The sequence below is a fragment of the Mycolicibacterium obuense genome (assembly GCF_055397605.1).
Genome location: NZ_AP043663.1, coordinates 3777011 through 3800492, shown reverse-complemented (window position 1 = coordinate 3800492; position 23482 = coordinate 3777011). Strand labels below are relative to the sequence as shown.

At 67.9% G+C, this 23482-nt stretch carries 25 protein-coding genes; 16 read left to right on the top strand and 9 right to left on the bottom strand.

Annotated elements, in window-relative coordinates; all coding sequences use genetic code 11:
* Genes cysN through ACZ50N_RS18020 form a run of 5 tightly spaced genes read left to right on the top strand, consistent with a single transcriptional unit; the run spans nucleotide 1 to nucleotide 4719 of the window.
* Complete coding sequence (gene cysN / locus ACZ50N_RS18040; RefSeq protein WP_046361355.1) at nucleotides 1-1854, top strand: sulfate adenylyltransferase subunit CysN; 1854 nt, start codon at nucleotides 1-3, stop codon at nucleotides 1852-1854.
* Nucleotides 1851-2591 carry a 3'(2'),5'-bisphosphate nucleotidase CysQ gene (locus tag ACZ50N_RS18035; protein ID WP_464473447.1) on the top strand — a complete coding sequence of 247 codons (741 nt, stop codon included), beginning with the start codon at nucleotides 1851-1853 and terminating at the stop codon, nucleotides 2589-2591. The genes cysN and ACZ50N_RS18035 overlap by 4 nt, the downstream gene beginning before the upstream one ends.
* A 9-nt stretch (nucleotides 2592-2600) precedes the next feature.
* Nucleotides 2601-3200: a cysteine hydrolase family protein gene (locus ACZ50N_RS18030; protein WP_464473446.1), complete on the top strand. Its 600-nt coding sequence runs from the start codon at nucleotides 2601-2603 to the stop codon at nucleotides 3198-3200.
* Between the two features lie 8 nt (nucleotides 3201-3208).
* The gene (locus tag ACZ50N_RS18025) at nucleotides 3209-3685 is read left to right on the top strand and encodes an Rrf2 family transcriptional regulator (protein ID WP_048422018.1); all 477 of its coding nucleotides are present in this window, start codon (nucleotides 3209-3211) and stop codon (nucleotides 3683-3685) included.
* 14 nt (nucleotides 3686-3699) lie between these two features.
* Nucleotides 3700-4719, top strand: coding sequence for a nitronate monooxygenase (locus ACZ50N_RS18020; RefSeq protein ID WP_464473445.1), 1020 nt, complete (start codon nucleotides 3700-3702; stop codon nucleotides 4717-4719).
* Here the strand turns inward: ACZ50N_RS18020 and ACZ50N_RS18015 are convergent.
* Genes ACZ50N_RS18015 through ACZ50N_RS18005 form a run of 3 tightly spaced genes read right to left on the bottom strand, consistent with a single transcriptional unit; the run spans nucleotide 4716 to nucleotide 7547 of the window.
* The gene (locus tag ACZ50N_RS18015) at nucleotides 4716-5588 is read right to left on the bottom strand and encodes a DUF4097 family beta strand repeat-containing protein (RefSeq protein ID WP_048422019.1); all 873 of its coding nucleotides are present in this window, start codon (nucleotides 5586-5588) and stop codon (nucleotides 4716-4718) included. The genes ACZ50N_RS18020 and ACZ50N_RS18015 overlap by 4 nt on opposite strands.
* Before the next feature lie 34 nt (nucleotides 5589-5622).
* Nucleotides 5623-6267, bottom strand: a complete 645-nt coding sequence (locus tag ACZ50N_RS18010; RefSeq protein ID WP_048422020.1) for a response regulator transcription factor — start codon at nucleotides 6265-6267, stop codon at nucleotides 5623-5625.
* Nucleotides 6255-7547 (bottom strand): sensor histidine kinase, encoded by a 1293-nt coding sequence (locus tag ACZ50N_RS18005; protein ID WP_464475669.1) that lies wholly within the window; start codon nucleotides 7545-7547, stop codon nucleotides 6255-6257. Before ACZ50N_RS18005 ends, ACZ50N_RS18010 begins: the two co-directional genes overlap by 13 nt.
* A 149-nt stretch (nucleotides 7548-7696) precedes the next feature.
* Here ACZ50N_RS18005 and ACZ50N_RS18000 point away from each other — a divergent pair, with 149 nt between their 5' ends.
* From ACZ50N_RS18000 to ACZ50N_RS17990, 3 genes are read left to right on the top strand one after another with little or no spacing between them, the layout of a single operon-like run.
* Nucleotides 7697-8419, top strand: coding sequence for a FadR/GntR family transcriptional regulator (locus tag ACZ50N_RS18000; protein ID WP_073682005.1), 723 nt, complete (start codon nucleotides 7697-7699; stop codon nucleotides 8417-8419).
* Nucleotides 8416-9084, top strand: a complete 669-nt coding sequence (locus tag ACZ50N_RS17995; RefSeq protein ID WP_073682004.1) for a sterol desaturase family protein — start codon at nucleotides 8416-8418, stop codon at nucleotides 9082-9084. The genes ACZ50N_RS18000 and ACZ50N_RS17995 overlap by 4 nt, the downstream gene beginning before the upstream one ends.
* A gap of 43 nt (nucleotides 9085-9127) precedes the next feature.
* Nucleotides 9128-10009, top strand: a complete 882-nt coding sequence (locus tag ACZ50N_RS17990; RefSeq protein ID WP_073682003.1) for an LLM class flavin-dependent oxidoreductase — start codon at nucleotides 9128-9130, stop codon at nucleotides 10007-10009.
* Here ACZ50N_RS17990 and ACZ50N_RS17985 read toward each other — a convergent pair.
* From ACZ50N_RS17985 to ACZ50N_RS17975, 3 genes are read right to left on the bottom strand one after another with little or no spacing between them, the layout of a single operon-like run.
* Nucleotides 10002-11675: an NAD-binding protein gene (locus ACZ50N_RS17985; RefSeq protein WP_464473444.1), complete on the bottom strand. Its 1674-nt coding sequence runs from the start codon at nucleotides 11673-11675 to the stop codon at nucleotides 10002-10004. The genes ACZ50N_RS17990 and ACZ50N_RS17985 overlap by 8 nt on opposite strands.
* 38 nt (nucleotides 11676-11713) lie before the next feature.
* Entirely contained in the window at nucleotides 11714-12820 is a 1107-nt protein-coding gene (locus ACZ50N_RS17980; RefSeq protein WP_464473443.1) for an acyl-CoA dehydrogenase family protein, read from the bottom strand.
* Between the two features lie 15 nt (nucleotides 12821-12835).
* On the bottom strand, nucleotides 12836-13993 hold the full coding sequence (locus tag ACZ50N_RS17975; protein ID WP_046361366.1) for an acyl-CoA dehydrogenase family protein: 1158 nt from the start codon (nucleotides 13991-13993) through the stop codon (nucleotides 12836-12838).
* A 168-nt stretch (nucleotides 13994-14161) separates the two neighbouring features.
* Between ACZ50N_RS17975 and ACZ50N_RS17970 the strand changes: the two genes are divergently transcribed.
* The 6 genes from ACZ50N_RS17970 (at nucleotide 14162) to ACZ50N_RS17945 (ending at nucleotide 18406) form a co-directional block, all read left to right on the top strand.
* Nucleotides 14162-14401: a hypothetical protein gene (locus ACZ50N_RS17970; protein ID WP_046361367.1), complete on the top strand. Its 240-nt coding sequence runs from the start codon at nucleotides 14162-14164 to the stop codon at nucleotides 14399-14401.
* Between the two features lie 31 nt (nucleotides 14402-14432).
* Entirely contained in the window at nucleotides 14433-14966 is a 534-nt protein-coding gene (locus tag ACZ50N_RS17965; RefSeq protein ID WP_046361368.1) for a hypothetical protein, read from the top strand.
* Nucleotides 14967-15041: 75 nt separating this feature from the next.
* The gene (locus tag ACZ50N_RS17960; protein ID WP_166429219.1) at nucleotides 15042-15194 is read left to right on the top strand and encodes a hypothetical protein; all 153 of its coding nucleotides are present in this window, start codon (nucleotides 15042-15044) and stop codon (nucleotides 15192-15194) included.
* A 4-nt stretch (nucleotides 15195-15198) separates the two neighbouring features.
* Nucleotides 15199-16314, top strand: a complete 1116-nt coding sequence (locus ACZ50N_RS17955) for a YeiH family protein (RefSeq protein WP_464473442.1) — start codon at nucleotides 15199-15201, stop codon at nucleotides 16312-16314.
* Between the two features lie 266 nt (nucleotides 16315-16580).
* A complete protein-coding gene (locus ACZ50N_RS17950; RefSeq protein WP_464475668.1) occupies nucleotides 16581-17567 on the top strand; it encodes a DNA adenine methylase in 987 nt (328 codons plus the stop codon).
* A complete protein-coding gene (locus ACZ50N_RS17945; RefSeq protein WP_073681998.1) occupies nucleotides 17567-18406 on the top strand; it encodes a hypothetical protein in 840 nt (279 codons plus the stop codon). The genes ACZ50N_RS17950 and ACZ50N_RS17945 overlap by 1 nt, the downstream gene beginning before the upstream one ends.
* Before the next feature lie 288 nt (nucleotides 18407-18694).
* On the opposite strand, the gene ACZ50N_RS17940 is transcribed toward ACZ50N_RS17945, so the two are convergent.
* On the bottom strand, nucleotides 18695-20110 hold the full coding sequence (locus tag ACZ50N_RS17940; RefSeq protein ID WP_464473441.1) for a dihydrolipoyl dehydrogenase family protein: 1416 nt from the start codon (nucleotides 20108-20110) through the stop codon (nucleotides 18695-18697).
* A 74-nt stretch (nucleotides 20111-20184) separates the two neighbouring features.
* Complete coding sequence (locus ACZ50N_RS17935; protein WP_464473440.1) at nucleotides 20185-20778, bottom strand: TetR/AcrR family transcriptional regulator; 594 nt, start codon at nucleotides 20776-20778, stop codon at nucleotides 20185-20187.
* A 147-nt stretch (nucleotides 20779-20925) separates the two neighbouring features.
* Here ACZ50N_RS17935 and ACZ50N_RS17930 point away from each other — a divergent pair, with 147 nt between their 5' ends.
* Both ACZ50N_RS17930 and ACZ50N_RS17925 read left to right on the top strand, forming a co-directional pair.
* The gene (locus ACZ50N_RS17930) at nucleotides 20926-22080 is read left to right on the top strand and encodes a molybdopterin-dependent oxidoreductase (RefSeq protein ID WP_464473439.1); all 1155 of its coding nucleotides are present in this window, start codon (nucleotides 20926-20928) and stop codon (nucleotides 22078-22080) included.
* The gene (locus tag ACZ50N_RS17925) at nucleotides 22077-22532 is read left to right on the top strand and encodes a hypothetical protein (RefSeq protein ID WP_318257605.1); all 456 of its coding nucleotides are present in this window, start codon (nucleotides 22077-22079) and stop codon (nucleotides 22530-22532) included. The genes ACZ50N_RS17930 and ACZ50N_RS17925 overlap by 4 nt, the downstream gene beginning before the upstream one ends.
* Here ACZ50N_RS17925 and ACZ50N_RS17920 read toward each other — a convergent pair.
* Complete coding sequence (locus tag ACZ50N_RS17920) at nucleotides 22522-23472, bottom strand: carbon-nitrogen hydrolase family protein (protein WP_073681993.1); 951 nt, start codon at nucleotides 23470-23472, stop codon at nucleotides 22522-22524. The two genes, ACZ50N_RS17925 and ACZ50N_RS17920, sit on opposite strands and share 11 nt — an antisense overlap.
* Nucleotides 23473-23482: the final 10 nt, after the last annotated feature.

The window sequence follows — 23482 nt, the reverse complement described above, 5'->3', positions numbered from 1 at the left end:
ATGGGTTCTTCGACCACACTGCTGCGTATCGCGACCGCTGGATCGGTCGACGACGGGAAGTCCACGCTGATCGGCCGGCTGCTCTACGACAGCAAGGCTGTGATGGAGGATCAGCTCGCCGCTGTCGAGCGCACCTCGAAGGAGCGCGGTCACGACTACACCGACCTGGCTCTGGTGACCGACGGGCTGCGCGCCGAGCGTGAGCAGGGCATCACGATCGACGTGGCCTATCGCTACTTCGCCACGGCCAAGCGGAAATTCATCATCGCCGACACGCCGGGCCACATCCAGTACACCCGCAATATGGTGACCGGTGTGTCGACCGCGCAACTGGCGATCGTCCTCGTCGACGCCCGCCACGGTCTGCTCGAGCAGTCCCGTCGCCACGCGTTCCTGGCCTCGCTGCTCGGCATCCGGCACATCGTGCTCGCCGTCAACAAGATGGATCTCGTCGGCTGGGACCAGGAGCGGTTCGAGCAGATCCGCGACGAGTTTCACGAGTTCGCCGCGCGTCTGGACGTCCAGGACGTCACCACGATCCCGCTGTCGGCGCTCAACGGCGACAACGTCGTCACCAGATCCGATGTCACGCCGTGGTACGACGGGCCGGCGCTGCTGAGCCATCTCGAGGACGTCTACATCGCCGGTGACCGCAACCTGGTCGACGTGCGGTTCCCGGTGCAGTACGTGATCCGGCCGCAGACCCACGAGCACGCCGACCATCGCAGCTATGCCGGCACCGTCGCCAGCGGCGTCATGCGTCCCGGCGACGAGGTCGTCGTGCTGCCGACCGGCAAGACCTCCCGCATCACGGCCATCGAGGGCCCGGGCGGCCCTGTGCAGGAAGCGTTTCCGCCGATGGCCGTGTCGGTGAGCCTGGCCGACGACATCGACATCAGCCGCGGCGATCTGATCGCCCGGCCGAACAATCAGCCGCGGGTGACGCAGGAGTTCGACGCCACGGTGTGTTGGATGGCTGACGAGGTGACGCTGGAGCCGGGTCGCGACTATCTGATCAAGCACACGACGCGCACCACGCGCGTCAGGGTGACAGCGCTGGACTACCGGCTCGATGTCAACACGCTGCACCGCGACAAGACGGCGACCGCGTTGAAGCTCAACGAGCTGGGCCGGGTGTCGCTGCGCAGCCAGGTGCCGCTGTTGTTGGACGAGTACAGCCGCAACGCGGCGACGGGCTCGTTCATCCTGATCGATCCGAACACGAACGGCACGGTCGCGGCGGGCATGATCCTGCCGTACGTGACGGCGCGGACGTCGAGCCCCAACACGGTGCGCCACCAGTCGCTGTGCACCTCCGAGGACCGGCTGTCCAAGGGACGCACGGTGTGGTTCACCGGCCTGTCCGGTTCCGGCAAGTCGTCGGTGGCCATGTTGGTGGAGCAGAAGCTGCTCGAAAAGGGCGTGCCGGCTTACGTTCTCGACGGGGACAACCTGCGGCACGGGCTGAACGCGGACCTCGGCTTCTCGATGGCCGACCGCGCCGAGAACCAGCGCCGGCTCGCGCACATCGCGGCGATCCTCGCCGATTCCGGCCAGGTGGTGCTCGTGCCTGCGATCAGCCCGCTCGAAGAGCACCGCGCGCTGGCCCGGCAGGTGACCACGGCGGCCGGCCTGGACTTCTTCGAGGTGTTCATGGACACTCCGCTCGAGGATTGTGAGCGCCGCGATCCGAAGGGCTTGTACGCCAAGGCCCGTGCCGGTGAGATCACCCACTTCACGGGCATCGATAGTCCCTACCAACGACCGAAGGATCCCGACTTGCAGCTCACCCCGGACGAACCTCTCGACGGACTCGCCGATCGGGTGATCGAGCTGCTGGAGAGCAGGCCATGACCGAATCCGACCACGAGGTCGCCGCGCGCCTGGCCACCGAAGCCGGTGCCTTGCTCCTCGACGTGCGCGCCGAGTTCGCCGACGCCGATGCATCAGAGCGGAAAGCCGCGGGGGACAAACGGTCCCACGACTTCCTGATGGAGGCGCTGGCCGCTGTGCGGCCCGACGACGCGGTGCTCTCCGAGGAGGGCATCGACGACCCGGTGCGGCTGTCCGCCGAGCGGGTGTGGATCGTCGACCCGCTCGACGGAACCCGGGAGTTCTCCGAGGCTGGGCGGTCCGACTGGGCGGTGCACGTCGCGCTGTGGCAGGCGGGCGAACTCGTCGCCGGGGCCGTGGCGCTGCCCGCGCAGGGCGTCACCCTGGCTACGCCGACGGTGCCGGCGCCCCCGGCGCAGCCCGGCGCCCCGAGGATCGTCGTCTCGCGTACCCGGCCGCCGGCGATAGCCCTGGAGGTCAAAGACGCGCTCGAGGGCACACTCGTCGAAATGGGTTCGGCCGGCGCCAAGGTCGCCTCGGTGGTGCAGGGTATCTCCGATGTGTACGTGCATGCGGGCGGGCAGTACGAGTGGGATTCGGCCGCACCGGTCGCGGTGGCTCGCGCAGCGGGGCTGCACACGTCCCGCATTGACGGTTCGCCGCTGATCTACAACCAGCGGGACTCCAAGCTGCCCGACCTCATCGTGTGCCGGCCCGAGCTCGCTGATGCGGTGCTGGCGGTGACGGCCCGCGGGTAGGCTGCGGAGATGGCCGAACCCAACACCTTGCGCGCCCTGTCGGGGCTGCCGCTCGAGCCTGCCCGTCTCGGTGAATCGGTGCTGGTGCTGATCGACTGCCAGAACACCTACACCGAAGGGGTGTTGGAGCTCGACGGGGTGCAGGCCGCCCTTGACGAGGCCGCGGTGCTGCTTGAGCGTGCGCGCTCGGCGGGTGCCCCGGTCATCCACGTCCAGCACGACGACGGTCCCGGCTCGCTGTACGACATCAACGGGCACACCGGCGCGATCGTCGACCGGGTCGCTCCGCTGGATGTGGAGCCGATCGTGGTGAAGAACTACCCGAATGCGTTCGTGCAGACCGAGTTGCAGGACAGGCTCGCCTCGCTGGGCGTGCAGAATCTCGTGCTCGCCGGCTTCATGACGCACATGTGCGTGAACTCGACGGCCCGTGGAGCGTTCAACCTGGGCTATGCGCCGACGGTGGTGGCCAACGCGACCGCGACGCGCGCGTTGCCGGGGGTCGATCGAGAGCCGGTGTCGGCGTCGACAATTCAGGCCGCGAGCCTGGCGGCGATCGCCGACCTGTTCGCGGTGGTCGTGCCCGACGCCGCCGATATCCCCGGATAGGCCCGCGTATGCGGATGTCGGCGAAGGCGGAGTACGCGATCCGCGCGATGGTCGAGCTGGCGACCGCCGACGAGGGCGCGCTGGTCAAAACCGAGGATCTGGCCAAAGCGCAGGGCATTCCGGCGCAGTTCCTGGTCGACATCCTGTCCGATCTGCGCACCGATCGGCTGGTGCGCAGCCACCGGGGCCGCGACGGAGGATACGAACTCGCGCGCTGTGCCACCGATATCAGCATCGCCGACGTGCTGCGGTGCATCGACGGCCCGCTCGCCAGTGTCCGTGACATCGGGCTCGGCGATCTGCCCTACAGCGGGCCGACGGCTGCGCTGACCGATGTCTGGCGGGCGCTGCGCGCAAGCATGCGATCCGTTCTGGAGACCACCAGCCTCGCCGACGTCGCGTCGGGCGCGCTGTCCGACCACGTCCGCAGCCTGGCCGACGATTACCGCGCGCAGGAGGAGCAGCGCGGCCGCGCCGTCACCTGACCCGAGGAGTGCTGATGGCCTTCGACTTTCGTGATCTCACCGCACCGGTGTCGGTGGCTCCGATGGCGGGTGGACCATCGACGCCCGAACTGGCCGCAGCCGGCACCGACGCCGGTGGACTGGGTTTCGTTGCGGCGGGCTATCTCGGCGCCGACGCCTTCGCCGACCGGCTGGGTGCGGCGATGCGGTTGGCGTCCGGGCCGATCGGCGCGAATCTCTTCGTGCCAGGCCCCGATACCGGCAGCCCGGAGATCGTCGAGCGGTACGCCGCGCAGCTGGCGCCCGATGCCGATCGGTACGGCGCCGCGGTCGGAACTCCGCGCATCGACGACGATGCCTGGCAGGGCAAGCTCGACGTTCTGCTCGACCTGCGGCCGGCGGTGGCGTCTTTCACGTTCGGGCTGCCCACCGTCGAGGAGATCGCGCGGCTCCGCGGCGCGGGCATCACCGTCGCGGGGACGGTGACCACGGTGGCCGAGGCTCGTGAGGCCGCTGATCGCGGCGTCGACGTGCTGGTGGCGCAGGGACCGGCCGCCGGTGGACACCGCGGCACCTTCGATTCGCAGGCGCGCCCCGCCGAACAGTCCCTCGACGATCTGCTGGCTTCGATCGTCGCCACGCTCGATCTCCCCGTGGTCGCGGCGGGTGGTCTGATGACCGCGGCGGACATCGCGCGGGTTCGCCGCGGCGGTGCGGTGGCCGCGCAGCTGGGCACCGCGTTCCTGCTCGCTGACGAAGCGGGAAGCAGCCCGGTACACCGGGCCGCGCTGGTGAGTCCGGAGTTCACCGAAACGGTTGTGACGAAGGCGTTCTCGGGACGGTTCGCACGAGGTCTGCGCAACCGCTTCGTCGACGATCACGACGCGCAGGCACCGCTGGCCTACCCGCAGGTGCACTATCTGACGAGCCCGCTGCGTTCGGCTGCGGTGCGGGCCGGCGATCCGCACGGCACCAACATCTGGGCCGGCACCGGGTTCCGTCTCGCCGAACCCGGGCCCGTCGCCGCGATCATCGAGAAGCTCACCCGCGCCTAGCGCAACTCGTCGACCGTCACGTCGCCGGTCTCGGACCGCACGCTCACGGTGGACGCGGCGCCGCTCGGATCACGGGTCTGCGGTACCCGCACCACCGTGGAGCCCCAGGATTGGCCGGTCGTCGCGTCGACGACGTAGGGTCCGGGCGGCGGCAGAGCGACCGTGACATCGCCGTTCTGGGTCGTGGCGGCCAGCGTCTTCGGTGCGCCGGAGAACTCGACGTCGATGTCGCCGGACTGGGTGGTGGCCGTGAAGTTCTCCGACACCGACATCGCGGCGCGGGTGTCGATATCCCCGTTCTGCGCGGTGATGTCGACGTCACGCGCGGCGCCGCCGAGGACGACCGCGCCGTCGCGGGTGCGGGCTACCAGTGAGTCGATATCGGCCTCGAGCATCACCACGCCGGTGTCCTGCTGGGTGGTCACCGTGGTGCGGCGGGCCTGATCCTGGGGAAGCACCACCGTGATCTGCGATGCGCGGCCCCAGTTGAGCAGCGCGGACGGCTCGGCGTCGATAGTCACCCGGGCCGACGTGCCGTCGGCGGCGACGGAGAGCGGATCCGAGCCTGCACGAACGGAATTGACCATTCGCATGTCGACGCGCGGGGTCGTCGCCTCCCGATCGGAGCTGATCCGCACGATCACGGGGACGGAGCCGGTGTCGATGGTGACCGAGCGCAGCGTGGCGGGCAGCGCGGCGCTGTCGGCGACGACCCGAAACGAGCTGACGCCCCAGGCGGTGACGCCCAGTGACGCCACCGTTCCGACGACGAGGACCGCCGCGGCAACGATGAGGAGCGACCGGATCGCTGTGCGGCCTCCGGGAGACACGGCAGGTGGCGGAGTGGGTGGGGTGAGGACGGTGGTCATGCGGGAGTCCTTTCGCGCGTTCAGGATTCGGGCTTCACGATTCGAGATAGCGGAGCACCGCGAGGACGCGCCGGTTGCCGCTGTCGTCGGGAGCCAGGCCGAGCTTGGTGAAGATCGAGGCGATGTGCTTCTCGGCCGAGCCGACCGAGATGTGCAGGGCGGTGGCGATCGCCGAATTCGTTCTGCCCTCGGCCATCAGCTGCAAGACGTCGTGTTCGCGCGGGGTCAGCGCGTCCAGCGCATTGCGGCGGTGGGAGCGAACGAGGATCTGCGACACCACGTCCGGGTCCAGCACGGTGCCGCCGGCGCCGACCACGGCCACGGCGTCGAGGAAGGCCGGCACGTCGGCCACCCGGTCCTTGAGCAGGTAACCGAACCCGCGGGTGTCCGAGGCGATCAGGTCGGCGGCGTACCGCTCCTCGACGTAGTGCGAGAGCACCAGAACCGGGGACTCCGGGTTCTGGCTGCGCAGCAGCGCCGCTGCGCGGATGCCCTCGTCGGTGAAGGTGGGCGGCATCCGGACGTCGAGGATGGCGAGCTCCGGCCGAGTGTCGTTGACCAGGCGGAGCAGGTTGGTCGCGTCGGGCACCCCGGCCACCACGTCGTGACCGGCGTCGGTGAGGATGCGCTCGATACCGGCCCGCAGCAGAGCGGAGTCCTCGGCGATCACGATCCGCATGGCAGCACCGCGGTGATGATCGTCGGACCGGTGACCGGGCTGGACACCGTGAACGTGCCGCGGGCCGCGCGCACCCGTTCGTCGAGACCGCGCAGACCCGTGGCGTTCTCGTCGCCGGTGATCTGCGCTCCGCCGCATCCGTCGTCGAACACCGTGACGTGCAGTTGCTGGGCGGTCTCGTCGAGGCGGACGGTCACGGCGGCCTGGTGGGCCGACGCGTGCCGGGTGACGTTGGTCAGGGCTTCGGCGACGACGAAGTACGCGCACGCCTCGACCTCGTCCGGCAGGCGGCGGGGCAGGTACACACTCAGCGTGGTCGGCACCCCGGATGTCGACGCGCGCTGCACCACCGCCGAGAGCGCTGCGTCGAGGCCGCGGTCGGCCAGGATCGTCGGGGCGATACCGCGGACCACGTTGCGCAGTTCGACCAGCGCGCTCTTCGCCTCGTCGTGAGCCTCGGCGATCAGCGCCTTGGCTGCGGGCAGGTCGGAGTCGAGTTTGGTCTGCGCCAGGCCGATCGTCATGGCCAGCGACACCAGGCGCGGTTGCACGCCGTCGTGGAGATCGCGTTCGATGCGGTGGCGTTCGGTCTGCGCGGAGGTGACCGCGCCCTGCCGCGCGTCGGCCAGCGCACTGACCTGGTACTGCAGGTGTGCCGTCGGCGACGGCGTGAGCAGCCAGCGGTCGATCGTGGCGTCGAGGGCGGGGGCGTAGACCAGGAGCAGGCCTGCCGCTGCGAGCGCCACCACGGCCAGCAGGAACGCCACCGGTGTGGGCAGAAACGACAGGCCTGCGTCGGCGTCACTGTTGCCGATCGCGATCGCGGCGGCCGGTGCGAGGAAGGCGAACACCAGCAGCGCCGCCGCGAGGCCGGTGGCCAGGATGTCGTAGGTCATGCGCAGGTAGTGATGGGCCGTCGCCTTCCAGAACCTGGAGCTGCCCAGGTCCAGCAGGATCTGATGGGCCCATCGCTGGAAACCGCTGTGCGGCGAGAGTCGACGCGGCGGAATGCCGATGCCCATCCCGAACACGGCCTCGCTGCGCACCCGTTCGACGCGCTCGACACCCCGCATCAGATAGGTGAAGACCACGGCGGCGAGGACGAAGCCGATCACGCTCGGGATCGAGGAGATACCGATGATCAACAGCGTCAACGGTATCCAGAACCAGACGGTGGCGATCGCGGCACCGGTGATCATGGAGGCGGTCGGCACCACGCCGAGAGTGGAGGCGCGGCCAACCGGCGGTGGTGTCGCGATGTCAGGTGCGGGCTCGATCATCGTGGCAGCTGGTGCGGTCATGATCTTCAACCTAGGGATCGCGGCGGGACGACGGTACGGCGTTTTCCCGCCAGTCCGGCGGGGGATAACCCCCGGAGGCACTGGTATGACCACTTGACCTCCTGGCCGACAGGGTGCACAGTGGCGGCATGGTGCTTCGTCCGGTGAACCGTCGTTCGGTCCCCGAGGACGTCTTCGATCAGATCGTCGCCGACGTGCTGAGCGGCGAGATGCAGCCCGGGGAGGCCCTGCCCAGCGAGCGGCGGCTCGCCGAGGTGCTCGGCGTCTCACGTCCGGCGATACGCGAGGCGCTCAAGCGCCTCGCCGCCGCTGGTCTGGTGGAGGTGCGCCAGGGCGACGCCACCACGGTGCGCGACTTCCGGCGCACCGCCGGCCTCGACCTGCTCCCCACGCTGTTGATGCGCGGCGGCGACCTGGACCTCGACGTCGTGCGCAGCATCGTGGAGACACGGCTGCACAACGGCCCGAAGGTCGCCGAACTCGCCGCGCAACGCGGCGGCCCGCACGCGCGTGAGAGCCTCGACGGGGCCCTGGCCGCCCTGGCGGCCGAGCCCGATCCCGTTGCCGCGCAACGGTATGCGCTCGACTTCTGGGATCACGTCGTCGACTGCGCCGAATCGATCGCATTCCGGCTGATGTTCAACACGCTGCGTGCCACCTACGAGCCCGTGCTGCCCGCGCTCGCCGCCGTGATGGCGGCCGAGATGGAGCGCATCGACGACTACCGCGCGCTGGCCGACGCCGTCATCGGCGGGGAGGCCGACGCGGCCCGTGCGGCCGCGCAACGGCTGCTCGAACCTGCGACCACTGCCCTGCTCACCGCTCTGGCCGATCTGGAGGAGAAGCAATGACCAGCGCACCCGTCCGTGCCACCCGCCGGCAGTTCACACTCGGCGACGCCGCGCGCGAGTTCTGGCGGCATCCGTCCCCGTGGTTGATCAGCGCGACGCTGGCCGTCGCGGTCACCCTTCGCCTCTGGATGGGTGAGTGGAGCTGGACCGACGCCGTGGTGCCACTCGTGATGCTCACCGTGTTCCCGTTCTTCGAATGGGTTGTCCACGTGTGCATCCTGCACTGGAAGCCCCGGCGGATCGCCGGCCTGCGGATCGACTCGCTGCTGGCCCGCAAGCATCGCGAGCACCACGTCGACCCGCGGCAGGTCGCGCTGATCTTCATCCCGTGGCCGGCACTGCTGTGGGTGTTGCCGGTATCGGTCGCGATCGCGCTGCTGGCGTTTCCGCGCACCGCCCTGGGACTGACGTTCCTGGCGTTCCTGACGGTGCTGGGCCTGTGCTACGAGTGGTGCCACTACCTGGTGCACAGTGATTACAAGCCGAAAACCGCTGCGTTCCGGGCGGTGTGGCGTAATCACCGGCAACACCACTTCAAGAACGAGCACTTCTGGTTCACGGTCACCAGCGCGGGCACCGCGGACCGCGTGTTGGGCACCTACCCGGACCCCGCTGCGGTCGAGACGTCACCGACCGCCAAGAACCTGCACGGCCAGCCCGCGTAGGCGGTCACCGCGCGCATGTCAGAATCGCGGCGTGCGTATCGGGATGACGATGCCGGTGATGGAACCCGACCTGGACAGTGCGACGCTGCGGGCATGGGCGCGACTGGTCGACGACGGACCCTTCTCGTCGCTGTGCTGGGGTGAGCGGATCGCGTTCGACAACCCGGAGAGCCTGACGCTGCTGGGGGCGCTGGCCGCCTGGACGGACCGGGTCCGGCTGGTGACCACGGTGGTGATTCCGCAGTTGCACGACCCGGTCATGCTGGCCAAGGCGTTGGCCACCGGCGACCTGCTCGCCGACGGTCGATTGACGGTCGGGATCGGGGTCGGGGGGCGGCACGAGGACTACCGCGCGGTCGGCGCGGACCCGGCGACCCAGACGATGCGCCAGCTGGCCGACCGGGTCGCGGTCATGCGCCGGGTGTGGGCGGGGGAGAACGTCACAGACGCAACGCTGCCGGTGGGGCCACCGCCCGTGCAGTCCGGCGGACCCGAATTGCTGGTCGGCACAACGGGTCCGAAGACACTGCGCCACGCGGCGGGGTGGGCTGCCGGCCTCGCGGGCATCAGTCTGGACCTGAACACCGCGTCGCAGAACGAGCTTTTCGACGTCGCGCGCGCTGCGTGGCGGGAGGCCGGCAAGCCAGCGCCGCATCTGGCCACGTCGTTCTGGTTCGCGATCGGTGAGGGAACCGCACCGCGCGAGCAGGTGCACCATCACCTGCGGCGTTACATGAACTGGATACCGGCCGAGATCGTCGACGCGATGGCCCCGACGACGGGCTGGGCCGGTACGCAGGACGAATTGCGTGCTGTACTCGGCCGATTCGCCGACATCGGCACCGACGAGATCCATCTGATACCGACCAGTACCGACATGGATCAGCTGCGCCAGGTGTCCGAAGTGGTGTCGGACCTCAGCTAGGCACCGGGGCGCCGGCGGGCGACCGGCCACGGCCCTTGCTCAAGGTAGCGAGCAGTTCCCGGTAGGGACCGACCAGGTACGCGGTGTCGCCGGCCCGCAGCTGCGAATCGCGCCGCGGGTGCAAGGCGCGCGTGCCGTCGCTGCCGACGATGGCGATCACCCGAGTTTGCGTCGACAGCTCCGCCATCCGGATGCCGTCGAGTTCGCTTCCGGGGTCCACGCGGACGCCACCGACCATGAACGACGCCTGCCCCACCGAGAACGTGCCGAACACGGTGAGGCCCAGCGCCGCCCCGATGAACCACGGGGCCGCGAGCTCGACGGTCGAGAGCACGTTGTCGAAACCGAACCGGTGCGCCACCGCCGCGCCGAGCGCTCGATCGAAGACCCGCAGGACCACCGGCACACCATGGCGGTCTTTGAGGCGTTCTCGGGAGACGATGGCCGTCTCGATGTTGACCACGTCGGCGTCGGTGAGAACCGCGACCGCCCTGGCGTCGTCGATGCGGGCGGCTTCCAGCGTCGAGGGCAGGGTGGCGTCACCGAAGATCACCGGAATGCCGCGGTCGGCGGCAGCCGACAGGTAGCGATTCTCGTCGTTGAGTTCGATCACCGCGACATCGTGGCCCGCGGCTTTGAGGTCGGAGGCCACCCGGATGCCGAACGATCCCAGACCCACGACGATCATGTGGCGCTGCAGTTCACGGACCTTGCGCCGGCCGGCCGAGTAGGCGAGGCGCCGCGACAGCAGGAGATCGGCGACGAACGCCATGAGCACCGCGGTGGTGGTGATGCCGGCGAACATCAGCACGATGCTGAACAGGCGCAGCCACGTGGGCTGATCGCTGAAGCTGAAGTCGCCGTATCCGACGGTCGCGATGGTCTCGGTGGAGAAGTAGAGCGCATCGACAAAGCTCATGCCTGGCCTGTCGTAGGAGAACCACAGCAGGATCGTCGAGAAGGCGAGCAGGCTCATCGACACCGACAGCGCGCGATAGAAATTCGGGTTGACGTCCTCGCGAAAAGCGCGCGCTGCGTTCATGACTCGGGTCATCGGGGAGCGGCGTGGGCGGGCCGCGACAGTGGTGTCCGGTTCATCGAGCTGCCCGGCGGTGCCGATCATGGCCACCCAGTCACCCTCGTCGACGTGAAGGTCGCGTCCGGGGCACGCGACCACCGCCCCCGGTGTCGAACCCCGGTCGCCAAGCACGACTGCCACCGGGGCGAGGTCACCGTAGATCTCCCGCAACGTGCCGGCCCGCGGCATCGCCTCACCGGACACCACGAAGTGGAGGTCTCCCGCCGCGATCGTGTGCGTCGTTCGGGCCAGGCACCGCTCCACCACGGACGGCGCGGCGAGGTCGGCGACATCGAGCACGGCTCCCGGGCCGTTGCCGACGGCCATCGCCTCCCGCAGCACCGTGTTGGCCAGACGCGCCACCACCCGCACCGTGGGGCTGAAACGGCGCGCCAGCAACGCGATCTCGAGGTTGTCTGCGTCATCGGGTCCTGCGCACACGACCGCAGTGGCGGTGTGGACACCGGCGGCGGTGAGCTGATCCGGTCCGTCGATCACCGTCACCGTGATGCCGGCGCCGCGCAACTCCTCGGCGATGCGCATCGCCAGAGCGTCGCCACCGCTGACGATGGTGTGGCTGCCGACCATTGCAGCAGGGTACGCAATACGGCGCTGACCTGCAGGATTTAGACGGTGACGACCTCGTAGTCGCCCAGTTGACCCACCAGCGTGTGCAGGTGGTCCTGCGCCGAACCCAGCGTCTGTTCGATCGCCGTCAGCCGCGCGGCGTAGTGACCGACCGGATACTCGGCGGTGACACCGATACCGCCGTGCAACTGGATCGCTTCCTGGGCGATGTGGCGGCCCGACCGGCCGATCTGCACCTTCGCGCGCGCGGCGACCGTCGACGTCAGGTCACCCTCGGCGATCGACATGGCGGCGTACAACGCCATGCTGCGCGCGAGCTCGAGGGAGACGTACATGTCCGCGGCGCGCTGGGTCAGGGTCTGGAACTTGCTGAGCGTGACGCCGAATTGCTTGCGCTGGGTGAGGTATTCGGTGGTCAACCGCAACGCCTCTTCCATGGCGCCGAGCGCCTCGGAGCACAGCCCCGACGAGAACCGCACCAGGGCACGCTCGACGGCCGCCGACGCGTCGACCGCGTCGCCGAGCGGCTCTGCCGCGACGTTATCGAAATCGATCTCGGCACCGCGCTGACCGTCGAAGGTCTTGTAGGGCTTGCGTGATGTCGCGGTTGCGTCGACCAGGAAGAGCCCCGTGCCACCGTCGGGCAGCGCGGCCGTCACCACCAGGGTGTCGGCGCTGTCACCGGCGAGCACCGGGTTCTTGGTGCCGCTGACCGTCCAACCGTCGCCGGCGCGTGCTGCGGTGGTGGAGACGGTCGTGGTGGGCCGCCGCATCCCCGGCTCGGTGTGGGCGAACGCCAGGAGGCGCTCACCGGCGGCGACCTCGTCGAGCAGTGCGCGCTGCTCAGCGCTACCGACCTCCGCGATCACCGCACCCGGGCCCAGCGCCGCGTGCAGCACCGGTTCGGGAGCCAGCCGGCGACCGACTTCGACGAGCACCGAGTGGATCTCGAGCTGCCCACCGGCGTCCTCGTCGAAACCCAGGCCGAGCACCCCGGTTTCGGCGAGCTGGCCCCACACGTCGCGGCTCCAGCCCTGATCGGTGTCAAGGACCTTGAGGCGGCTCTCGACGTCGTAGGCGCGGGCCAGCATCTCGCGAGTGGTGTCACGCAGCAGGGTCTGTTCTTCGCTGAACTGGAAGTCCATGAGTTCGCCTTCTCTCTACAGTCCGAGGATGGTCGACGAGATGATGGTGCGCTGCACTTCGTTGCTGCCGCCGTAGATCGAGGTCTTGCGGTAGTTGAGGTAGCGCGGCGCGCTGTGCTGCGCCCACTCCGGGGACGCGATGTCACCGCCCTGGAACGGCAGGATGTCGGGCCCGGCCACTTCCATCAGCAGCTCGGTGGCGACCTGCTGCAACTGGCTGCCCCGCAGCTTCAGCACCGACGACGCGGGGTTGGGCTTGCCGCCCTTGGAGCCCGAGGCCACCCGCATCTGCGTCAATTCCAGTGCGAGCACGTCGTTTTCGGCCTCCGCGAGCCGCGCGGCGAACAGCGGGTCCTCGAGCAGACCGCTGGCTTTGGCGCGTTCCTTGACCTCCGCGAGCCGCACCTTGGTCCGGGCGACCTGGGCGATGCCCGTGCGCTCGTTGCCGAGCAGGAACTTGGCGTAGCTCCAGCCCTGGTTCTCCTCGCCGACGAGATTCTCGGCGGGCACGCGGACGTCTTCGAAGAAGACCTCGTTGACCTCGACGCTGCCGTCGACGAGCTTGATCGGCCGCATCGTGATCCCGGGAGTGTCGAGATCGATGAGCAGGAACGAGATGCCGGCCTGCTTCTTCGGGGCGTTCGGATCGGTGCGCACCAGGCAGAAGATCCAGTCGGCGTACTGGCCCAGCGTGGTCCACGTCTTCTGGCCGTTGACCACATAGCTGTCGCCGTCACGCAGCGCCGTGGTGCGCAGCGAGGCGAGGTCGGAACCCGCCTCCGGCTCGGAAAAGCCTTGGCACCACCAGATGTCGAGCGCTGCCGTGGGCGGCAGGAACCGCTCCTTGACCGCCTGCGAGCCGAACTCGGCGATCACGGGGCCGACCATCTTGGCGTTGAAGTTCAGTGGCTCGGGAACGCACGCCAACTGCATCTCGTCCAGCCAGATCTGATGCTGCGTGGGGGTCCAGTCCTTGCCGCCCCATTCGACGGGCCAACTGGGCACGGCGAGGCCGTGGTCGTTGAGGATCCTGTGCGTGGTGACGATGTCTTCTTTGGTGATCTCCGTGCCGGCGCGGCTGCGTTCTCGGATGTCGGCGGGGATCTCCGTGGTGTAGAAGGTGCGAAGCTCGTCGCGAAACGCGGCTTCCTCGGGTGTCAGTGCCAGCTGCATGGCCGCCTCCTGCTCCGTCGATGGACTCCCTGCAGACTAACCACTTGGTTGGCCGCCATTCCGCGCAGTGCGGGGATGTCATTTCTCGGTGTGTTTTATTGCTTGCCGCGTCAAATTGGCGCGTAACCTCTCCAGGTGTTCGCAACTCGTCTGAAGAGGGGATTAGACATGCGCAGACTCGCGATGACGGTCGGGGCTTCGGCCTTGGTTGTCGGCTCGCTGCTGGGGGCGCCGATGGCCACCGCCGCCCAGCTCGCCAACCCCGCGCCCGCGCCGGCACCCATGCCCACGCCTGAGCGCAAGCCGGTGCAGCTGCTCGACTGCTACGGGTCGACCGGCTGGATGGGATGCGGTCCGGGCTGGACGTGGCGCGACGGCTGGCGCGGCTTCGCGTGCTACCCCTGCTGACCCGACGACCCTCGAACCCGCGGAGAAACCGATGAAACTTCCAGCCATCTCACTCGGGGGACTGGCCGCAGTGTCGGCAGTCCTCACCGTCGGCCTCGGAACAGCCGCTGCCGCACCTAATTACGGCACGCTTCCCGTCGATCCGAACCTCTCGACCGACTCGACGGCGTACGTGTCCGTGCCGCCGATCGTCGACCCCGGCGGCCAGCAGGGCGTCGAGCAGGTGTTCAACCACCGTGACGGCAGTCGCGCCATCACGACGAAGATCCTGGTGCTGGCGTCACCGCAGGCGGCCACGGATGCGATGAACGCCTGGCGCGACGGCCTCGGCAGCGTCGTCACCAATCCCACGACCGCATCCGTCGACGTCGGGACCGCTGCAACGTGGGCGACAGGGCTGTCGCCGAACGGGTCGCAGTCCGTGGGCGTGCTCATGTTCACGCGGGGCAACGCGGCGGTCGACGTGGAGTTCGATGGGCCGGCCAACGATCCGGTTCCTGCCGACCTCGCGACGCAGTACGGCAAAGACCAGGTGGCCTCGCTGGATCGTCAGCTGGGTTCCTAGCCGACGCCAGTCCCGCTGGGATCATGCCGAGTCTTTATCTGGCAGGTGTGTGACCGCCGGGGCTACACCTTGGTGGTGACCGGAACGGAGCAGGGGGCGCCCGACGCACCCCAACCAGCAGATGAACAGCGCCTCGGTGGTCTGAGCCTCGACTGGTGGGCGACCATCGTGGCTGGCGTGATCGTGCTCCTGGCGGTGGCCGACGTGCTGCCGAAGATTCCGTGGTGACCCGGTGAGTACCGCAGTCCAGCAGACCGGTCATGAAGGACCCACCTTCACCAGCCGAAACCCGCTTGCCTATCTACCGGGTCTGCTGCTTCTCGTCGCCGTCGGCGTGGCCGGCAAGTACGCCCAGGTGGGCTGGAACGCGTTGGCCAAGCGCGAACATTGGACCGTGCCAGACATCGAGTACGTCCTGTGGGCCATCGTCATCGGCTTGGTGATCGCCAATACCGTTGGTGTGCATCGTGTTTTCCGGCCCGGCGTGCAGACCTACGAGTTCTGGCTCAAACTCGGCATCGTCGCCCTCGGCGCCCGGTTCGTGCTGGGTGACGTGATCAAGTTGGGCGGTATCTCGCTGGTGCAGATCGTGCTGGACATGGTGATCGCCGGCGCGATCATCATTCTCGCCGCGCGCCTGTTCGGGTTGTCCGGCAAGCTGGGGTCGCTGCTGGCCATCGGTACGTCGATCTGTGGCGTCTCGGCGATCATCGCCTCCAAGGGGGCCATTCGCGCGCGCAACTCCGAGGTGAGCTATGCGATCGCCGCGATCCTCGCACTCGGCGCGGTGGCGCTGTTCACCCTGCCGCCTCTCGGTCACGCGATCGGGCTGACCGACCACGAGTTCGGACTGTGGGCCGGCCTCGCCGTGGACAACACGGCCGAAACCACGGCAACGGGATTCCTGTTCTCGGACGAGGCCGGCAAGGTCGCTGTGCTGGTGAAGTCAGTGCGCAATGCGCTCATCGGCTTCGTCGTGTTGGGCTTCGCCCTCTACTGGGCTGCCCGCGGCGAGGCCGACCAGATCGCACCGGGGGTGCGCGCCAAGGCCACGTTCGTCTGGGAGAAGTTCCCCAAGTTCGTCCTCGGGTTCCTGGTGGTGTCCGCACTGGCTACCGCGCATCTGATCAACAAAGGGCAGATCGCGAACCTCGGCAACGTGTCGAAGTGGGCGTTCCTGCTGACCTTCGCAGGTGTCGGACTCAACACGAACTTCCGCGAATTGGCACGTGCGGGGTGGCGCCCGCTGGTGGTGGCCGTCATCGGACTCGTCGTCGTCGCGGTGGTGTCGCTGGGTCTGGTGCTGGTGACGTCGCGTGTTCTGGGGTGGGGCGTCGGCGCGCACTGACCGGGGCAGCGAGTTTCTTCTCGGTAGTTGGTGCCCCGCCGAACGTTCGCCGTCTGTCGCGCGGACGTCGCCGTGGCCTTGTTGTCGGTGGTCGCCGCTACGGTGACCGGCACTGTGACGAATGAACTCCACGCCGCGAACATGCGCCGGTGAGCGTGCCGGAGAAGCGGGCTGATGTGTGGGAATCTGTGTCCGTGGCGCGCGCATCCGACTTGACGTCCTCGGACGTCGTCGCCACGGCACAGCGGTTCCCTCGGCTGCGCTACATGGGGTCGAAGTACCGTCTGCTCCCACACCTGGAGCGGGTGTTCGCCGAGATCGGCGGGGAGACGGCCGTCGACGCGTTCTCGGGGTCAGGAGTGGTGTCGTATCTACTCAAGGTCCAGGGCTTCGCGGTCACGTCGAACGACTTCCTGAACTTCCCGGCCGTGATCGCGGCGGCGACGGTGCAGAATTCCTCGGTGCGGCTCGACCAGGATCTGATCGATCAGATCTGCGGCCCGCCGGCCGACGACCGCGACTTCATCCAGAGCACCTTCGACGGCCTCTACTTCACGCCTGAAGATCGCCGATTCCTCGATTCGGCGTGGTCGCACATCGACACGCTGAAGGGGTACCGGCGCGACCTCGCGATCTCGGCGTTGATCCTGTCCGCAGCGCGCAAGCAGCCGCGCGGAGTGTTCACGTTCACCGACGGCACCAAGTACGCCGACGGGCGCCGCGACCTGAAACTGTCGCTGCGCGAACACTTCCGCGAGCGCGCCCTCGACTACAACGCGACGGTGTTCAGCAACGGCAAACGCAGTCGAGCGCGGCGTGGCGACGTGTTCGAGATCCAGGACAACACACCGGATCTCGTGTACCTCGACCCGCCGTACGCCCCGCCCAGCGACGACAACGACTACATCAAGCGCTACCACTTCCTCGAGGGACTGTCGGTGTATTGGCGTGACGTGACGATCATGGAGAACACCAAGACCAAGAAGCTCGAGAAGCGGTTCACGCCCTTCGCGTACAAGCGGACCATCGAGGACGCGCTGCTCCGGTCGTTCGAGCACTTCGCCGACGCGGGCGCGATCGTGTTGTCTTACTCATCGAACGCGATTCCCGGGGCGGCGCGCATTCGCGACCTGCTGGGCAAGGTCAAACCGTCGGTCGAGGTGATCGCGATCGACCACAAATACAGCTTCGGCACGCATGTGGCGGCGGCTCGGCGCGACGTGAGTGAGTATCTGTTCATCGGGCGGGATTGATGAGTGGTGCCGTTCCCTTCGACGACTATGTGGCGTCGCTCGGTCGGCTGACGGCGATCGTGGACCCGACGGCGTCGACGCCGGAAGCCGAGGCGATCACCGAGGCCGTGGCCAGCCTGGAGCAGCTTCCCGACGTCGACGCTTCGTCGCTGGCCTGGTGGGCGCGGCACAATGCGCAGTCAGTGCACGTGCTGGGCCTGGCGGTCGGGCTCGGTCAGGAGAAGCTCAAAGCGGCGTTGACCACCGAGTTCGGCTCGGCCGGGTTCGTCACGCTCGCGCGGAGACGGCCGACGGAGCTGATCGCGATGCTCGACGAGCAGTTCGATCTGCTGAGGCTGCTGCGTGTGCAGCGCAACCGCACGTACACCCTGGCGGACGTGCTGATTGCCCGCGCCGGGCCGCGAGCGACCGCGTCCGGGGGACAGGCGTCCGGGCGCAAGATCGAAGACGAGATCTCGGCGATAGCCGCCGATCTCGGACTGCCGCACACTCAGCGCTCGCGGTTCACCGGGCGGCAGGGGCGTACGGCGCCGGCCGATCTGATCGTCCCCGACGCCGACAACGCGTCGATTGTCGTCGCGGCCAAGGGTTTCGACTCGACCGGCAGCAAGCTCACCGATGCGGTGCGCGAGATCGAGGAGATGGCCGAGGTGAGGCTGCCGCGTCAATATGTGTTCGCGGTGATCGATGGCATCGGTTGGCATCGGCGTAAAGCCGACCTGAAGAAGATCCACAGTCTCTGGGCGAACGATCACATCGACGGGATGTACACGTTGGCGAGCCTGGATCAGTTTCGCGCAGATCTGCGCGACGCAGCGACGCGGCTGGGACTCGGGTAGGCGCGGTCATCTGTCTGCGTTGACGCCTCGCCGTGACGTGTCGTTATCGGAGCAGTCTGTGGGGGCGGCAATGATGCCGAAAGCGACGGCGTAGCAGTCGATTATCGCAGACCACGTGCTGCCGCTGCCGTTGTTGGCGGATGTCATCATGAGCTCCTCGTCATTGCCGCCACCTGCTGTAGCGCTGTACATGACGATGCCGTGGAGATGCCGATGCGGGTATCCGCCGATAAGCCGATGTGCCGGGGGAGCCGAGGGTCCACCGATTGGTGGACATGGGTGGTGGCTTCAGCCGGCGAGGAGCGGATTCCAGATCTGACTCAAGGACGGATGGGGGGCTATGGCGTGTCGCAGCACCGACAGCGGGACTTCGCCGACCACTGCGACGGTTGCTCCTTGGACCAGTTCGGCGACGTTCGGCCCGACGAAGGTCGCCCCCAGAAGCGTGTCTCGGTCGGTGTCGATCACCAGCTTCGCCTCAGCCTCGAAGCCATCACGCAGAATCAACAGCTCTGCGAGCCCGCCAGGGTAGGTCTGGCTCCGTGTGGTGACTGCGAATCCCGCTGCGCGCGCGGCGGCTTCGGTGTAGCCGACTTCCACGACCTGCGGATCGGTGAAGATGATCTGCGGGAGGCGCCCTTTGTCCTGTGCCGACAACCCCGGCGCGTCCAGCGTGGCGCCGCGCACTCGACTGGCCACGACGTCCGCGACGATGCCGGCGTGATACTGAGAGAGGTGCGAGAGCAGTGCGCGACCTGTCGTGTCGCCGATCGCGTACAACCAGTCACCGAGGACGTCGGTCGCCGTGAGGTGATCGTCGACCGCGACGAAGTCGCCGCCGCGGAGGCCCACAGTCTCCAGGCCCATGTCGTCTGTGTTGATCGAACGTCCTGCTGCCAGGAGGATTTCGTCCGCCTCGAGGACTGAGTCGGTGTTGGTGACGACTGTGATCCGGCCTGAGTCGCTTCGGGTGACTGATCTCACCGATGTGTCGCAGCGGACGTCGACACCGCGTTCCTGAAGGGCGCGCGAAACACGCTCGCCGACGAAGGGTTCGGAGCCCCGCAGCAGGCTCGGTCCACGCGCCAACAGTGTGACCTCACTCCCCAGCCCTGACAGGATGGTCGCGCTCTCCACACCGACGACTCCGCCCCCGAGGACGACGGTCCTGGCGGGAACGCGCGTCATGGTCGCGAGTTCGCGGTTGGTCCACGGCGTGACAGACCGCAATCCGTCGATGTCGGGGACGAAGGGACGTGTCCCGGTGGCGAGGATGACGGCGTGCCCGGCGTGAAGTCGCCGCTCGTGTTGGGTGTTGTCATTCACCACCACTGTGTGGTCGCCGGCCAGACGGCCCCGACCGCGGATGACGTGGATGCCGGCGTCCTCGAGGCCGGTGACGATGTCGCGATCGACGAGGTGGTCAATGATCGCGTCCCTTTTGGTCAAGACCGCGTCCACGTTCACCGCCTGACCCTTCAGGATTTCACGCACCCCCGGTACGGCCTTCGCGAGTTCGAGGATCTCGATGGGCCGAATCAGCGTCTTCGTCGGATTGCAGGCCCAGTAATGACATTCGCCGCCGACCAATCGATCTTCGACCAGGGCGACGGTGAGACCATGGCCCATCAGACGAATAGCCGCGGTGACACCACCGGGGCCACCGCCGATCACCACCGCATCGAATAGCTCAGTACTGTTCACGGTTTGTCTCCAAGACGTCACGCCGCCGACGGATTCGGTTCGGCTGGAGGGGAAGCAAAGCGGACACGCCAGGATCAGGCGATCCTCTGTCGTCTCTTCTTTCCGTCCGGTCGCGGGGGACCAGTGAGTGCGGCGTCGGTGACCCCCAGGAGGGCGCGACGCAACGGGTCGACGTCACCGGCGGCGCCGGCAAGGAGCACGCCGCCCTGATACGCCGCGAGCAAGGCTGAGGCCAGAGTCGTGGCGTCAGAGCTGGCAGCCAGCCCCCCGTTGTCAGCCACGCGCTGAAGTCCAGCCGCCAACAGGTGTTCCCAGCGTTGGAATCCGGAGACCAGCGCGCGCCGTGCTGCTACGTCGGACTCGCCGAGTTGGTGGACGAGAGATCCGATGGGACAGCGAATCGCTGGGGCGGACGCGGCGTGGAAAGCAACGACGTCGTCGCACCAGGCCCGCACGTCGGTGGCCGTCGACATGGACTCGAGAGCCGGGGACAGCTCGTCGACGACGCGGTCCACCTGACACGCAACGACTTCGGCGACGAGGTCGCCCTTGTCGACGAAGAAGTGGTAGAGCTGACTTCGCCCCACGCCTGAAGCGGCGCCGATCTCGTCCAGAGTCGTCGACCGAACGCCCTGCGAGCCGAAGAGATCGCACGCTGCATCGAGCACACGCGCCACGGTCGCACGACCACGATCCGTCGTCGGTGCCACCCTCACGACAACCTCCCTGTATTGCCCTACATGATGTTTTGTACTACAAAGTACAGTGACTGTATCCGATAGTACAGTGCGCCCGCGGCGAGAGTGAGAAGCGGAATGTCCTCAGATACCGGTGAGCCGGTGACGTCCCAGGCGAGGGGGTTCGCCGACACCCGCAGTACGGCGGTGACCGTCCGCGTCGGGGTGTGGCTTGGGGTGGCCGTCGCGGTGTGTATGGCAACGGGATTGATCAGCCACCTCGTGCAGCATCCACAGCCGTGGTTCTGGTGGCCTACGCGGCCGGTCTGGCTCTATCGCTTCACCCAGGGGCTGCACGTGATCAGTGGAATCGCAGCGATTCCCCTGCTGGTGGTCAAGCTGTGGTCGGTATGGCCCAAGCTCTTTGCGACCCCTCTCATCGGAGGTGTGACCCGGCAACTCGAGCGACTGTCCATCCTCGTGCTCGTCGGGTCGATGATCTTCCAGTTGAGCACGGGTCTGCTGAACACAGCTCAGTGGTATGTTTTCGGATTCTTCTTTCCACCAGCACATTTCGCGATGGCCTGGGTCGCCCTGGGAGCGGTTGCGGTGCACATCGGACTCAAGCTCCCTGTGATCCGTCGCGCACTCGGCGAGCCGATCGGTCCGGCCGACGTCGCAGGCGGCGGGGCGGTCGGGACAGCTCGCCGCAACGTTCTGATCGGCGCGGCCGCCGCGACCGCGCTCGCAACTGTGGTGACCGCAGGTCAGACGGTACCGTGGCTGAAACGCCTTTCTGTGCTGGCTCCTCGCTCCGGCGATGGACCACAGGGTGTTCCCGTCAATCGGACGGCGCTCGCCGCCGGTGTCTCACGTGCTGCGCGGTCGCCGGCTTACCGATTGACGGTCGTCGGTCCGAGTGCGACACGCAGCTTCACGCTGGCCGAACTGCACGCCATGCCCCAGGCGACCCGCGAGCTGCCGATCGCCTGCGTCGAAGGGTGGAGCGTCAATGCGGAGTGGACCGGTGTCGTGCTCGCCGATCTCGTGGCGACCGTGGGCGGTTCGCCGAAATCCGACATCCGCATGATCTCACTCGAGCCTCCGGGTCCGTACTCGCGCACGACTCTGCCCGCGAGGCACACCGCTGATTCCGCCACGTTGATCGCTCTACAGCTCAACGGAGAACAACTGGACCTCGACCACGGGTATCCCTGTCGGCTCATCGCGCCGACGAGACCGGGCGTCCTGCAAACGAAGTGGTTGACACGACTGGAGGTGATCGGCGGATGAGTGGGCAGGCCGGAGCGCCGACAGCTGCGATGAGAGCACTGCGGTGGGGCCTCGTGGCCGCCGGTCTCGTCAGCGTGGCATGCGGGGCGTGGTTGTTGGTGGATCTGAGCACCGCCACCCTCATCCGCATCGTGGTGTGGACCGGTGTCGGCGTGGTGATTCATGACTTCGTCTTCGCGCCGGTCACCGCGGCGCTCGGCTACACGGGGCGCCGCTGGCTAGGGCGACGCTGGTGGCCGCCGGTCGCCGTCGCCGCGATGTGCTCGATTACTCTGGTGCTGCTCGCCGTTCCCGTCGTCGACACACCAGGTGCCAAACCCGACAACCCCACGGTTCTCGACCGCGACTACCCACTCGGGCTGGTCCTGGCACTGGCGGCGGTATGGGTGTGTGTGCCGGTCTACGTCGCGGTCTCCGCCCTGGTGCGGCGCCGACAGCGGGTCAGTCGGTGAAGGTCGTCAGCGTCTGCCGGCGCCGGTCGACGACGAGCCTGGTCACGTCGGGGCGACCGTAATGTCCTGCAGGATCGAAATTCTGACGCTCGCGGCGGACCTGGTCGTGATCGAGGGTCGCAACCGTCAGCCCCTCGGTGTCGGCGGTCGGGGCGATGACCCAGCTGCCGTCGGGAGCGGCGATGCACGTTCCTCCGCTGCTGATCTGTTCATCGCTCGCAGCGCGCATCTTGTCGGCGCCCGGCATGAAGTCCGGGATGTGCTCGCGGCGCAGCACTCCGGAGACGGAGACGACGTAGGACCGTGATTCCAGCGCGATGAACCGGGTGATGTCCGCCGTGTCGTAGACGTCGCCCGGCCACAGCGCGACGTGCAGATCCTCGCCCTGGGAGTACAGCGCCGTGCGCGACAACGGCATCCAGTTCTCCCAGCAGTTGAGGGAGCCCAAAGTGAACGGCGCCACGTCATGTGTGACGAGCCCGTGGCCGTCACCGTTCGCCCAACTCAACCGCTCCTCGTAGGTGGGGGTGAGTTTTCGGTGCACCGAGGCGATGTCGCCGCCCACATCGATGGTGACGGCCGAACAGTAGATGCTGTGGCCGCCGCGGTCGGCGGGGCGTTCGGCGATGCCGAGCACGACCGTCGTGCCGTTGCGCCGGGCGGCCTCCCGTACGCCGTCGAGGTGGCCGGCTTCGATCTGCACGGCTTCTCGCAGGTACAGCGAGTGGATGTCGCGCTGCAGGTCGGAGTTGAACGTCGCTCCGTCGGTGCGCCCGAGCCAGAACGGATAGCCCGGCACGATCGTCTCTCCGAACGCGACCAGGCGGCACCCCTTCGCCCCGGCCTCGTCGATGTACCGCTCGACCTTGTCGAGCGTCGCCGCGCGATCGAGGTAGACGGGTGACATCTGAACGGCACCGACGACGAGAGTCTGCTCCATGTCAGCCATC